This is a genomic window from Rhizobium sp. WW_1 (genome assembly GCF_003610155.1).
In the GTDB taxonomy this organism is placed as follows: Bacteria; Pseudomonadota; Alphaproteobacteria; order Rhizobiales; family Rhizobiaceae; genus Rhizobium; species Rhizobium tropici_A.
In genome coordinates this window covers 117,457-130,303 of the sequence record NZ_RAIN01000016.1, presented here as the reverse complement: position 1 = coordinate 130,303, position 12,847 = coordinate 117,457, and the positions used below count along the sequence as shown (strand labels likewise).

Below are 12,847 nucleotides of genomic sequence, written 5' to 3'. Positions count from 1 at the left end.
CCCACACCATGCCGCTCGAAGACATCAACAAGGGCTTCGACCTCATGCATTCCGGAAAGAGTGTCCGGGGCGTCGTGATCTATTGACGGCTTCAATGGCCTAGCCGGAAATAAATTGGCAGTCCAAGCGACGGATAAGCCGATGGCCATCGTTCAAGAAGCACGTCGATCTCGTGACGGGGTCGGCGGCTTGAACATGAATGGCCTTCAGGCAAAAGGATATGCCCCATGACCAGCAAGCTGCTAAGTGTGACCGCCGCGGCTCTCTTCGCCCTGTCTTCTGCAACCGTGGTCTTCGCGCAGACGGCGACACCCTCGACGACGCCAACGCCCGCTCCTTCCTCGACCTCTTCTGCTTCGACACCGTCGTCAGCCATGCCGTCGAAGGATGAGCTCAAGACGGCGCGTCAAGCCTGCCGGCAGGATGCAATCGGACAAAACCTCAAGGGTCAAGCCCGCAAGGATTCGGTCCAAAGCTGCATGCAGCAGAAATATCCGGTTCTGGCGAAGCGCAAGACCTGCCATGACCAGGGTACGGCCAAGGGTCTTGAAAAGAAGGCTCTGCGCGACTTCGTCAAGCAGTGTGTCACCGCAAGCTGATCCGCTCCAAAAGCTGCACAGCAGCTTTCCGCCCACAATGAACCATGGCCCGCCTGCGCGTGGCGGGCCATTGATCTGGCCAGCCTCGACGGCCAATTCTTCCGCGACCCCGACCTTTTCTGAGGAAGGATCATCCCTATCTCATTGTCAGGGCAATATGTTTCGGGACGCGACGTGCTTTTCCATCCAGACCAGCTTTCATTCGGCATCGTCTTGCCGGCTCAGACGAGAACGCATGCCGATGTGCAGTTCGACACTCAGCTCCAAATTGCCGCTCAGGCGGACAGGTTGGGCTTCGACGCTCTGTGGGTGAGGGATGTTCCCCTCAACAGCGAGGATTATCCCGATCCGATCGGCCATTCCGATCCCTGGGTCCTCCTGGGCGCCCTGGCGGCGGTCACATCCGACATTCGCCTGGCAACGGGAGCGATCGTGCTGCCGTTGCGCCATCCGCTCCATATCGCCAAGGCCGCGCTGTCCACGGCCGCCTTGTCGAAAGGCCGGTTCGTTCTCGGTCTCGGTTCGGGAGACAGGCCGAGCGAGTACGAAATGTTCGGACAAGATATCGAGAACCGGAAAGCGCTCTTTCAATCGCATTGGGAACGCCTTGCTGCCGCTCTTCGTGCGGATCAGCAGGTCATTGATGAAAGCGGTCGCGTGCGAAACGACTTCGCCATAAGACCGGGTTTGCAGCAAGTATCTGTTCCGATGGTGGCGGTGGGCTCGTCGTCGCAATCGCTTGAATGGATCGCCCGGCATGCGACGGCCTGGACGACCTATTATCGATCGCTGGCTGTCCAGAAGGATCGATTGGCGCTCTGGCATAACGCGCAGGCAAAGATCACGACTGATTTCCGCGGTTTCGGCCAATCCATGGTTCTGGAATTGCTCGATAATCCACAGGCCGCATATGAGGAAATCGATCTCGGCGGCAAGACCGGCAGGCGAGGGCTGATCGGGGCGCTGTCGGCGATGCGCGAGGCCGGCATTCATCATGTCGCCTTTAATCTAATCACGCAGGGCAGGTCGCCCGGCGAAGTCATGGAGGAGATCGCCGCGGATATTCTTCCAGCCCTTCGTTAGCCTCGGCGCATTGCCCTTGATTGTCTCGCCACTGAAATCATGTCCGCGGCATGCTGGCTTTTATGGCTCTTGCAACCTATCTTTGCGCTGAAACAATAAAGGGCCGGCTTTGCTTCTCGAAATTTCCATCGTCATCGTTCTCACCCTGCTGAACGGCGTGCTCGCCATGTCGGAACTGGCGATCGTATCGTCCCGTCCCGCCCGCCTGAAGGTACTTTCGGATCAGGGCAGCAGAGGTGCTGCCATGGCGATAAGGCTCGCCGAAGAGCCGGGTCGCTTCCTCTCAACCGTACAGATCGGCATTACGCTCGTCGGCGTCCTGTCCGGCGCATTTTCCGGTGCGACGCTTGGCGCGCGCTTGTCGGGCTGGCTTGCCGAACAAGGCCTCTCCGTTGCAGCCGCCGATGCACTCGGCGTCGGTTCCGTCGTCGTGGCAATTACCTATCTGTCATTGATCATCGGAGAATTGGTGCCGAAGCAGGTCGCCCTGCGCGCACCTGAAGCAGTTGCCAGTAAGGTCGCACCGGCCATGGTGTTTCTTTCCCGCGCCGCAGCTCCGCTCGTCTGGCTGCTCGACATTTCCGGACGTCTGGTGCTTAGCGCACTCGGCCAATCGGGCAAAGCGGCGGATGGAGTCAGCGACGAGGAAATCAAGACCGTTCTGGCCGAAGCGCAGAGCGCCGGCGTCATTGCAACCGAAGAGCAGGCGATGATCTCGGGCGTCATGCGCCTGGCCGATCGAACCGCCCGGGCATTGATGACGCCACGCCGCGACGTGGAGGTCATCGATATCGAGGACGGTTTCGACGAGGTCCGCCAACAGCTTCGTCACACGGAAAAAGCGCGGTTGCCGCTGCGCAAGGACAGTTCGGACGAGATCGTTGGTGTGCTGACCACCAAGGATTTTTTCGATGCGTTGGCTTCCGGAAACGAGGTCGATATTCTGACGCTGGCCAAGCAGGTGCCGATCGTTTCGGATCTTTCGAGCGCGCTTGACGTCGTCAAGGCGTTACGCCGCTCCTCCTCGCATATGGTGCTGGTCTATGACGAATACGGCCACTTCGAGGGCGTCATCACGTCAGGCGATATTCTCGAAGCGATCCTGGGAGCCGTCCAGGAGGAAACCGACACCGGCGGCGAGCAGGCAATCGTCCGCCGCCACGACGGCAGCTATCTCGTATCCGGCTGGATGCCCATCGACGAATTCGCCGATTTCATGAGCCTGCAGATCGAAGAGGATCGCGATTACCAGACGGTCGCCGGCTTCGTCCTGCAGGAGCTGCGCCATCTTCCCGACGTAGGCGAAAGCTTCACGAAAGGCGGCTGGCGCTTCGAGGTCGTGGATCTCGACGGCCGCAGGATCGACAAACTGCTCGTGAGTGCCGATGAGGCTGGCTGATAGCTCAAGGTTATCGGCGCTATAGCTTGGCGCGTGCACACGCACTAGCGCCATATGGAATGCCGTCCAAGCGCTAGATCGGTTTCTTACCCCAACTAACAATGGCCGAGGATGGGAAGAATTAATCCAGGAGACGCCACGGTGAAATGCGCGGTATTGCGGCAATGTTGGCAGATGATATCCATATTTGTGGAATAGGTCTGTTTTGCAAACCTCCCGGGTCGCCGTTCCAATGCCTCGGCAATCTGAACCGTTGCCTCGGCATATTTTGGAGGATCAATCTTTCGCCGCTGATCCCGCCATGCTGTTTCAACGAGATTGATATCGACGACCTGCGTCGCGCGGGCATGATCGTCAGCGCATTTGGGGGAAACCGTATCACCTCTGCAAAAGCACATCATTTCCGAAGCAATGCGGCTAGCCATGTCCTCAAGAGCGACTATCTTGACCGGCAGATCGCCGATCAGCGCAGGCCTGACCCGCTCCAACGTATCGCCGCAAGCACTGAAGACATCGATACGAACACGCAATTCCGGCTCCACAAGCTGGATGACGAGCTTGCCGGTCGGACGATGCGGGTGAGCATGGCTGATCATGAACATCGAAGCGAGGGCCGACGGCAAAGCGTGGAACCCCGCTGTGACGACATCGATGTCATTGAAAGCTCGCTGACGGCCGAACTCTGGAGCGAGAGCCGCTTCCAACGCCATCCCACCCGTGACGGCATAATCCAGTCCGGATGCATTCAGCTTCGCGAGGGCTTTGTCGACCCGTTCGGCGTCAGCCATTTCCAAAAACGGATCAAGTCGGAGGCACATCGTCATTCGCGAGTCACCGCGTTCTTTAACCGCTAAAGGTCGACAACTTTGGTAGGCTGCCATTTCTACGTCAAGTCAAATGCCGTCAATCAGATTTCAATTCTATCCGGCCTTTTGAAGCCGCAAGCGACAGCGCTGTCGGCGCGCAATTTAGTTCCAAAGAGTGCGGTTTCGGCTTTGAAGCTGGGTGAGTGAGTGAACTGAAGCACTGCGTAGCTGGGGCTTTCGCGTTCCCGCGCCAGGAATGGGTGTTGCAGCGGTGATTTTCTGATGTTTGTTGCTTTTTACAACACATGTAATCGCAACATCCTTAGACGATGTTGCCGAGGCTAATCGAGCCTACTGTTGCTTTATTCTTTGTTGAACCGAAGAGCTGTATTGCGCTGTAGGCTCGCTGGCGCTGCCTCGGTTATCTCGTTGATGACGTCATCGTCCCCGACGAGAACAACGGTCTCAATGCCGCGAGTTATCGCGGTGTAGAGCATGGTCCGGTCCAGCAGCTTCGACCGGACGACAGGGATGATGACCCGTTTGAATGCCGACCCCTGAGCCTTGTGGACGCTGATCGCCCAGCCGTGGGTGAGCTTCTCAAGGTCGGCCGTGGTGATCACGTCTTCAGCACCGTCGTCAAACCGCACACAGGCACCTTTGGGATGGGGCTTCGTGACGACGCCAAGTGAGCCGTTCATGAAGCCTACGCAGATCGGATCACCCGTGACCTTGTCGACAACGGGTTTGCCTTCGGTGTCGAGCTGAGGGGCCTTCGAGTAGTCATTCTTCAACCACATGATCTTCGAGCCGACGCTCAAGCCCCAGTCCTCCACGTTGGGCTGCTTGCTCATGTATTCGACCTCGATGGCTCGATTCAGCTCTTTCGAACCGGCGGGGCCGTTCTTCACCTGCGTGAGTATCTGGACGTCCATCTCGTGCAGGGTGGACGTCTTCCCATAGGCCGGGACCCGTCCGCACATGGCGCGGAAGGCCACTATGGTTTTTCCGGCCACGTCATCTTTCGACGCCGGGAAGAGATAGACACCAGGTGTCAGGGCGACGTTCGGATCGAAGCGCCGGAGGTCGACTGCCTTTCCGCTGCGCACGGCGGATGCGACGGCAGGAATGCCGGTAGCGTCATCCTGCCTGTGAACGACGTCGAGTGTGACCGATGGAATGCTCGCCGCCTTCACCATGGTGTGGAAGGGTAGGCCGGGACCGATGGGCGGAAGCTGGCCGGGATCGCCGATGAAGATCAGGTTGACCTCGACGGGCAACTGCGCGAGCACTCGGTAGATCGACGGGGTGTCGAGCATCGAGGACTCATCGAAGATGACGGTTCCCGCATCAATACGACGACCTGCATCCTCGATGTCGTGAACCAGCCGCGCGAGCGTGCTTGCCGGACGGCCCGTCGCCTCGCTGATACGCCTGACAGCACGACCAGCCAGAGCCACCTGCAGATGTTCGACGCCGAGACGCTGCGATGCTGGCAGATGGTCGCGGATGGCCTCCAATGCAGCAAGGATCGCCCGGACAACGGTCGTCTTGCCAGTGCCAGCCCCGCCGCTTATCACGCAGACGCCGCAGGTCGTGGCCATGAAGACCGCCTCGCGCTGCGCATCGGTGAGAGCATAGCCGAGTTCGGCTTCGACCTTGGCCATGGCGTCGACAACAAGTTTGCCGTCGAATCCTGGAACCTCACGGCCGATGCGCTCGTCGATCTGTTGGGCGACCTCCTCTTCCATGAACTGGCAGGCTCGCGACTGAAGAAGATCGGGTGATGGCGACACCACGCGACCGTTTGCCAAGGCCAGGTCGATGGCAGTCGCCGGATCGCCCGACCAAGGTGCGAGCAGGCGTTTCACCAGAGGTTTCAGGACCGGGGAAGGGGAGGCCATGTTCCCTGCCCGGAAGCGGATGGCCAATGCCTCCTCGACGGCGGCCGTCAATCGCCTCGGATCGTCAAGCGCGACGCCCAGCCGCAACGCTCTCGCGTCGACTTCCTTCCACGGCTCCAACAATGTCATCGTGAACGGATCGGCCTTGATGCGGTCGATGGCACCAAGACCCCAGACGCGGGCGGCAGCACCCGCCACACGCGGCGAGACGCCGTACCGATCCAGCCAGCGGAAGATTTCGACTTCCTCGGCAAGCATGCCGAAGCCGTCAACGATGGCGATGGCCCGATCTGCCCCTACGACATCCGCTAGCGCCTTCAGGTCGCGATCCCGGATAATGTCGTAGATAGTCTCGCCGAAGCGCTCCCAGACCCTCTCCGCCGTCGCCCAGCCGATACCGACGAAGCGCTTGTCGGTGGCAAGGTGGCGGATGATCGCTCTTCCCTTGGTCACGAGGGGCATGGCCACCTCGGCATGGAGCTGCGGACCATACTCGGGATGGAGTTGGATCGAGCCTGTGACGCGCCACGTCTCGCCGATGGCCGGATCACGCGGCGACCTTTTGGAAAGAACGAGGGCACGGCGGAGCTGCTCGGTCTCGTCGCGACCGATGATGACATGGTCGCCGAACCGGCTGGCATGGACCGACGTGATGGAAAGCTCCCAGGAAGACTGCTCAGAACGCTCACCAAGGACCAGGAACGTCTGCCCCTCTGCGCCACCCCGTCGTTGATTGGCCCCTGCCATGGGCTCTGGCTCTCCGTTCACTGCGGCCACCCACGACGTGCCGTCGCGGGTCCCTGTGCCTCATTCACTGCGATCCAGCCCCCATGGCCTGTCGGGGCCACGACGGCGCGGCTCCGAGGACCAGACTTCAAACACCCAATCATGGAAGTCTCCCAGTCTCGGCGATCACCGCGCTCAACCGCTTCATGCGGTCCAGGTCTCGGCGCAGCGAAGCGTTCTCCGCCTTCAGCCGAAGGTTCTCTTCCTCCAAGGCCATCTGGTTGCCATCGACCTTGGCCTTCTGTTCCCGGTCCGCCTCCGCCTGTTCCAGGCGCGTCAGGTTGGCCTTGCGATCACGGTCGTCGGCATTGCCCAGGATTTCGGCGCAGCGGGGATTGGTGCGGAACACCTGACGGTCGAAGCCGCAGGCCTTGGCAATGGCACTCTTGTTCAGCTCGATGCCGCCGTACCGAGGAAGCGGCTGGTCACCGAGGTTCTCAAGGTATTCTTGGAGAGCATCGACATGCTCCTGCGCGACCTCGACGCCACTCTTTCCCGTTCCTCGCGCCATCAGGTGTCCCTCCGGGACGAGAGGGTGATGACGTTGACCTCGGGAAGGCTACGCATCTCCTCCAGCCGATCAACGGTGGCCTGATATCGTTCGAAGAAGCGCTTCCATGTCGCGAAGCCACCCATTTCGGTGACCGCCAGGATCATGGCACGGTGAGAAGCGATCAACAGCTCCTTGTCGGCCTGCAACTGCGCGATCTCCGCGTTCTTCATCGCCACCAGCTTCTCCAGTTCAGCGCGGGACTTTTTACTGGATCGATTGACCGCTGTCCGGATTGTTTCCTGCTTGTTGATCGCGGCTTTGACCATCCCGTGGCGAGTGTCGTTGCGGGTGATGTCGGTGGCATGCTTGAAGACGCCATCGCTCCGCCTGCAGACGGCGCGGACGGTAATGTCTTCGTCCTCGGCGATCATCGCCTCCAGCAGTTCCTCCAGGACTTGGCTCTTATCAATCATCGAGGTCCCTCAGGCGCTTCATCGTGTCGATAATGGTTGTGCCAGCCTTCTGCTCGGCCGTCACGGACAGGTCGGTTCCATCAGGGAAGACCTGCATTCCCGGTTCCGTGCCGAGCGCCCTCACGATGTTTTCGTAGCGAATGCGTGCGTGGGTGAGCTGGTTCGCCCATCCGATATTGCGCCGGTCCTCGGGCAACGCCTCTAAGGTGATGATCACCTTGGCGAACCTGTCCCGCATGCGTTCGAGGTTTTCCTGCTCGCTGACGACGTTCGTTCTCGCCAGGTGGAGGCACCCGTTGAAGCATTCGAGATGCTTGGGACAGGGGTCGCTGGTGAAGCTGTTCATGCACAGCCCGTATGGCGTTACATGGAGTCCGTCTGCCTCTGCATTCAGATAGTCGAAGGCCGCCTCGTCACCGTATTCCCGCTGGACGCGGCGGAACTCGTCGACGACAGGGCCTCGGGCCTTGTTCGCTGAGATCAGCTTGAAGACCTGCAGCGCCTTGTCACCGAGCCGCTCTTCAGCTTCCGGCGGAAGATCGATATCGGCAAGGTCCTCGGCAAGGCTACGATGGTCGTAGACGTGGCTCTGCTGGACGCTGCGTCGGTTGAACTTCTTGGTGATGATCGTGTCGGCGACACCAAGTCGGAACAACTCGGTGTTCTGGAGATGGCGAACGGCATGCGTCTTCATCTTGAATGAGCGATCTTCCTCAGTCTGACCGTACCTAGCGAAGATGCACGTGGTGCCGCTGTAGCCTCCAAGAATATTCTTCAGGTCTTCGACATCCAGGCGTCCGACAGCAGAATACAGGGTTGTGTCCAGAACACCGTCATTGCGCCCCTCGATCAAGTTTCTAACCGGCAGGACGAACATTAGCTCATGGGGATACAGCATAGTGCCATCGGTCGTCGTCGTCGGATTAATGTCAGAGAGTTTAGTGGCGCGGTTATCGCGGATGTGGCACTCTACATCGCCGACCCGGATGTATGCCGATTGCCAGTCGATCCGCCTATCCAGCGGCATGCCGGATGCAGTCCGTACAGGAATTTGCCTCTGCGCAGGGTTTGTCCAGAAGGCCGAGAGACCGCGCTGCTTTCGTTCGGCTTGTATGCGTCGGATTTCGACGAGGATCGATGGGTCGTAACTCCTGCGGTAGGCTTGTAACAACTCCGGCGGGAGATCGACATCCGTGAAGACGGCGTTGCCCGTCATCCGAACGTACATCTCTGACGCAGGGACGAGTGCATCCTCGTCAAACTCCGGAAAGATACGCCCGGTCTCGGTTTGCAGTTTCAATCGTTTCCGTAGAGGTGCGGTGATCTTCTCGACGTGATCAAGGGTTTCAACGAGAATCTCTTCGAACATCGGCGGGACGTGCTGGGTATTCTCGTAAAATGACAGCCCGTCCTCTCGCTCGTCATCTTCCTGTTTTTCGGCAAAGTGCCTGATCATCAAGGAGCGTGAGAGCCCGCCTCTCTCCCCAGCCGGACGACCGTCGGCATCCATGTATTCGCGCCACCTTCGCCAGTCTAAAGGCAGACGGGCGGTTTCACCGATCCGGAAGCCCATTATGATCTGAACCCTGAATGCCGCGAACCGGATGGCATCCGAGAAGGTGCGGGGCGTCTCTGTGAACACGATGCGAACTAACTCCCAGAACGCTCGCTCGTCGGGAAGCTTTGCGGCCGATTTTCTCTCAGCGAGAGATCGGCGAAGGCCGTCCTTTCCACCATGAGCATTCTGCTTCTTGCGAAGGGTCTCCGCTTGTTGCTGGGCGGAGAGAGATTCATTGGTTGCGTAGGGATGACAAAACCGCACGAGCGCCGGAGTATCCGCGAGCTTCTGACCGTCAACGATAGTCCGTATTGTTGTAGCGAAGTCCAGCGCCAGCTTGCCGGACTCAGCCGACTGGAGGACCGCATTATAGGCTTGCTGAACCTGATCCGGCGTGATGGCCCAAGGAGGAGTATCCTCGGCAGCAGGCGCGAGCCGTCTGATGCCTTGGGCGACCTGCATAGCACTTAATGGTTTGGTCTTACGCACAACGAGCTGATGAACGAAGATCGCGAGGTAAAGGTCGCGCCAGTGCTGGGTCATCGGACGTGCGACTAGAAGCGACTGCCCCATTCGTTCCCTAATTTCGTTCAACTTTTGGAACGCGGCGGGGTCGACTCCAATCTGCCCCAGCCAGAGGGTCGGAGGTGGCAGCATGCCAACAAGCTCGGTCAAGTTCCATCTGGTATCTTTGCTGACCTTTCCCTGATCGTCGCAAACAAGGTCCCAGACCAACCCGCGTTCGGCGGCCAACGACTTGGCCGTCGCGATATACTCGACGTAGAAGGGGTTCATTCGCGATCCTCTCCTGTCTGATTTGCTCTCAGCTCCTCTACCACGCGACGCACAGCGTCGAGGGTGCCTTTGAGCTGGCCATAGGCAGGAGACTGCTGATTGTTACGCGATGCAGACGCAAACTCGACGACGACCGGACGAAAGCTTTCGAGGACCTCTTCATGGATTTCAGGTTCGCCAAGCGGCATAAACTGAGAGCAGGTATAACAGGCCAGAACCGGGTTCTTCGTGCAGAGGCTTTGGCCAAGACCGCAACCGCCGATCCCAGCGATGGGAACGCCATGCGGTACAGCTCCGATCTGCTGGTCGGACGGGAGACCCAGCAGCATCACCTTGTCGATGGTCTTGGTTTTCGCGATCTTTGCCAGGTTCGAATAGATCGGCGAGATTGCCAGCGCCTCGTTGATCCGTTGCGCCTGGGCAGGCGACGTATCGAAGTAGACGTTGGCGATCCGGTCGCTTGTCTGGCCCATGAACTCTGTGAGACCGGCATGGGAGATACCGCCGTCAGCGAGACGTTGGGCAGCCGTATGGCGTAGGTCCGTCGGTGACCAAGCGTCGCCGGTCAATTCCTCGGTCAGTTCCATGATGGCGCGGCTGACGCCACTTGGGGTTAAGCCAAAGAGCAGGCGAGGGGGCACCCCCTCCTCCGGTTGGAGCGTTCCCGCCTCCCGCCGTTTTACCAGTTCGTTGAACAGCGGGCCCCATTCGCGCTTTACCTTCCGGGTGATGCGGATGCGCTTGCTGTTGTCCTGCTGCTTGATCAACGACACGGCGACGTGGACAGCACCCGTCGAGAAGAGCCTGACGTCGGCAAGTTCGATACGGGCGATCTGACCCGGTCGGAACGCGTACTGGAACGACATGACGAGCATGCAGACGTCGCGCAGCTCGTCATGTTCGAGAGCTGCAGGGTCAGCGGCCAACTTCCCGCACATGCTGTCGATGTGGTTGATGATCATGGCCTGCTGATCGAGCGGCAGGAAGCAGTCACCTGCGCGGACGACGCGGTACCTGTCGACCTTCGGGCTTTTCAGGCCGCGAATGATCGAGGTGGCAGGAGGAGACCAGTGGCCGATATTCAGGCGACAAAGAGAGTGAAGTAGGGCTCGCAATGCCCATGTTTCAACAGCGCTCACGTCCGATAGAACAGAGGTGTTCCAATGCGACCGCGCGTCGAAAGGTGTGGCAGCGATCAGGTGGAGTAGGGATGTGATCCCACGGCGGAGCACATATCGTTGGAGACTGCCGTATCGGAGAGCGACCGAGTGCGGGTCAAGGCGGCTCAAAAAGTCGACAAAGACGTGCTTTAGGATCAATTCTCCTGGACGATAGTGCGTAAAGTCGATCTTGGTCGAAGTTCCGTCCAATCTGACGGCGACGAGAGCGCTATCAGCGAGATTTCTAATAGATCGAAGCTCATTTTCAAAATCATCGAAGTACCGAATGGTCGGCGGAAGGGGTGGCAAACCAATTGAGAGACGGGTGATCTCCTCCAGAACTATAGGCTCTAGCTGGAATACGGCTTCGGTCATTTATGATCATTCTCCGGGATCGTACGTCGCAGTGCATCGACAAACGTGTCGAACTTCTCGTCCCAGACCTCAGCAAGGCTGGTCTCAAAATAGGCCTTCGCATAGAGGCGGGGCATGTCCGACGATTTCGACCATCCAAAGAAGACGCGCAGCTTCTCCTGTGCCTTGTCCACGTCCAATCCCGCATCCTGGTAGCGCCGCATGCGGATAACTGCCGAGGTATGCCGCAGATCGTGGCAAGATACGTTTGTAAGGCCTTGTTTCCTCAGAGACTGCTTAGCTTCCTCCGAGAGAGCGTCAGTCGCTACATCGAACATCTTTCCGAATGAGCGCAACGCCAGCGGTTTCGCTTTCTGGGACATCAATAGGTGCGGATAGTTCGCGCGGCCACGGAAGTTTGCAGTGTAATGTTGCGCCAGCTCCACCAACTCGGACGACAACGGAAGCTGCCGCCGCGACATCTCCGTTTTGAGGCTTGGCTGCTCGTAGCGGGGATCGCCGTCATTCGTTTCCTCGACGTCCAACCAATGAACGGTCTTTCCCAGCTCGGGATCGAAGTCCTCTTTAAAGGACGCCGCGTACAACAAGGCTGCTTCACCGCGACGTAATCCCAGGCGAAGCAACAACATGAAGATCAGGAGATTGCGCCATCGCAGCGTTTCCGTCTTGAACGGATTGCGAGGCGAGTCCGGCCGGAATATTTCATAGAGGTCTTCGATTACGAATGGCGGCAGCGCTCGGACCGGCGGCGCAGGAGTTTCAGGGTTCGGAACGAGCTGACGATAGAGGGTGTCGAGCCGAAGAAGCTTGGCCTCCATTTCCGACGCCCGAACACCCGAGGCGTTTCCGGCATACCGCAGCATGTCCGTCACGAAGCCCACGGCAGATGTCCATGTTGAAGACTTATCGATTTGGCCAACAGCGGCTTCGTTTCGGAGCTGGGCCAAGAAACCGATCAGGCAATCCTCGATGGCATCAGCATCGGCATCTGCGATGAGCTGGTCGAGACAATCTTTGCCATGTTGGCGTTGGACGGCATCGTAAAGGCGGTCAAGTGCCGCCAAGTGCTTGCGGCGCGTCGACGGCTCCAGGCTTGTCTTCAGCACGTCGCTCCAGACGGTCGCCCAGAATCTTGGTGTTCCATAAGAGCTGACAGAAACAGTGCCGCGTATCGATGGCGGAAGGTACGGTGTGTTCAGGTTGACGGGCATGGTTTCTCACTGGCGTACGGTCGCGGTAAACTGCGACAGTGCCAGAAAAGAAGCAACACCCATAATGACCCTTTATCGGGTTTTTCCACTCATGGCTAAAAGGCCATTACACGGTCAAAAGCAACACTTCCCAAATGACCCGTGAGTTCCATAAGATAGATTATCTGATGTTTGTATGTATCTATAATTGTATAATTCTATAGGT

General features: G+C 58.8%; 10 protein-coding genes. 3 read left to right on the top strand and 7 right to left on the bottom strand.

Translation table 11 applies throughout. The features are described 5' to 3' along the window. The first annotated feature begins 227 nt into the window (after positions 1 to 227). From BJ928_RS31105 to BJ928_RS31095, 3 genes are all read left to right on the top strand, one after another. Positions 228 to 599, top strand: coding sequence for a hypothetical protein (locus BJ928_RS31105; protein ID WP_047635238.1), 372 nt, complete (start codon positions 228 to 230; stop codon positions 597 to 599). Positions 600 to 773: 174 nt separating this feature from the next. Further along, positions 774 to 1,682: a TIGR03571 family LLM class oxidoreductase gene (locus BJ928_RS31100; RefSeq protein ID WP_082011967.1), complete on the top strand. Its 909-nt coding sequence runs from the start codon at positions 774 to 776 to the stop codon at positions 1,680 to 1,682. Positions 1,683 to 1,791: 109 nt separating this feature from the next. Next, on the top strand, positions 1,792 to 3,081 hold the full coding sequence (locus tag BJ928_RS31095) for a hemolysin family protein (RefSeq protein WP_047635235.1): 1,290 nt from the start codon (positions 1,792 to 1,794) through the stop codon (positions 3,079 to 3,081). A gap of 95 nt (positions 3,082 to 3,176) precedes the next feature. Here BJ928_RS31095 and BJ928_RS31090 read toward each other — a convergent pair whose 3' ends face one another. The 7 genes from BJ928_RS31090 to BJ928_RS31060 all read right to left on the bottom strand — a co-directional run bounded on the left by BJ928_RS31090 (position 3,177) and on the right by BJ928_RS31060 (position 12,642). Then, entirely contained in the window at positions 3,177 to 3,962 is a 786-nt protein-coding gene (locus BJ928_RS31090) for a hypothetical protein (protein WP_147413960.1), read from the bottom strand. A gap of 287 nt (positions 3,963 to 4,249) precedes the next feature. After that, the gene (locus BJ928_RS31085) at positions 4,250 to 6,538 is read right to left on the bottom strand and encodes an AAA family ATPase (protein ID WP_047635232.1); all 2,289 of its coding nucleotides are present in this window, start codon (positions 6,536 to 6,538) and stop codon (positions 4,250 to 4,252) included. Positions 6,539 to 6,677: 139 nt separating this feature from the next. Then, positions 6,678 to 7,088 carry a hypothetical protein gene (locus tag BJ928_RS31080; RefSeq protein WP_047635231.1) on the bottom strand — a complete coding sequence of 137 codons (411 nt, stop codon included), beginning with the start codon at positions 7,086 to 7,088 and terminating at the stop codon, positions 6,678 to 6,680. Further along, positions 7,088 to 7,543 (bottom strand): hypothetical protein, encoded by a 456-nt coding sequence (locus BJ928_RS31075; RefSeq protein ID WP_047635229.1) that lies wholly within the window; start codon positions 7,541 to 7,543, stop codon positions 7,088 to 7,090. Before BJ928_RS31075 ends, BJ928_RS31080 begins: the two co-directional genes overlap by 1 nt. Further along, complete coding sequence (locus BJ928_RS31070; RefSeq protein ID WP_047635227.1) at positions 7,536 to 9,896, bottom strand: hypothetical protein; 2,361 nt, start codon at positions 9,894 to 9,896, stop codon at positions 7,536 to 7,538. The genes BJ928_RS31075 and BJ928_RS31070 overlap by 8 nt, the downstream gene beginning before the upstream one ends. Beyond that, on the bottom strand, positions 9,893 to 11,431 hold the full coding sequence (locus BJ928_RS31065; protein WP_047635226.1) for a tyrosine-type recombinase/integrase: 1,539 nt from the start codon (positions 11,429 to 11,431) through the stop codon (positions 9,893 to 9,895). Before BJ928_RS31065 ends, BJ928_RS31070 begins: the two co-directional genes overlap by 4 nt. Beyond that, entirely contained in the window at positions 11,428 to 12,642 is a 1,215-nt protein-coding gene (locus BJ928_RS31060) for a tyrosine-type recombinase/integrase (RefSeq protein WP_047635225.1), read from the bottom strand. Before BJ928_RS31060 ends, BJ928_RS31065 begins: the two co-directional genes overlap by 4 nt. Positions 12,643 to 12,847: the final 205 nt, after the last annotated feature.

What these genes read in the sequence shown, in the direction of transcription:
- BJ928_RS31105 (WP_047635238.1), top strand. Translation starts at nt 228, where the DNA reads ATGACCAGCAAGCTGCTAAGTGTGACCGCCGCGGCTCTCTTCGCCCTG.
- BJ928_RS31090 (WP_147413960.1), bottom strand. Translation starts at nt 3,962, where the DNA reads ATGGCAGCCTACCAAAGTTGTCGACCTTTAGCGGTTAAAGAACGCGGT.
- BJ928_RS31085 (WP_047635232.1), bottom strand. Translation starts at nt 6,538, where the DNA reads ATGGCAGGGGCCAATCAACGACGGGGTGGCGCAGAGGGGCAGACGTTC.
- BJ928_RS31080 (WP_047635231.1), bottom strand. Translation starts at nt 7,088, where the DNA reads ATGGCGCGAGGAACGGGAAAGAGTGGCGTCGAGGTCGCGCAGGAGCAT.
- BJ928_RS31075 (WP_047635229.1), bottom strand. Translation starts at nt 7,543, where the DNA reads ATGATTGATAAGAGCCAAGTCCTGGAGGAACTGCTGGAGGCGATGATC.
- BJ928_RS31070 (WP_047635227.1), bottom strand. Translation starts at nt 9,896, where the DNA reads ATGAACCCCTTCTACGTCGAGTATATCGCGACGGCCAAGTCGTTGGCC.
- BJ928_RS31065 (WP_047635226.1), bottom strand. Translation starts at nt 11,431, where the DNA reads ATGACCGAAGCCGTATTCCAGCTAGAGCCTATAGTTCTGGAGGAGATC.
- BJ928_RS31060 (WP_047635225.1), bottom strand. Translation starts at nt 12,642, where the DNA reads ATGCCCGTCAACCTGAACACACCGTACCTTCCGCCATCGATACGCGGC.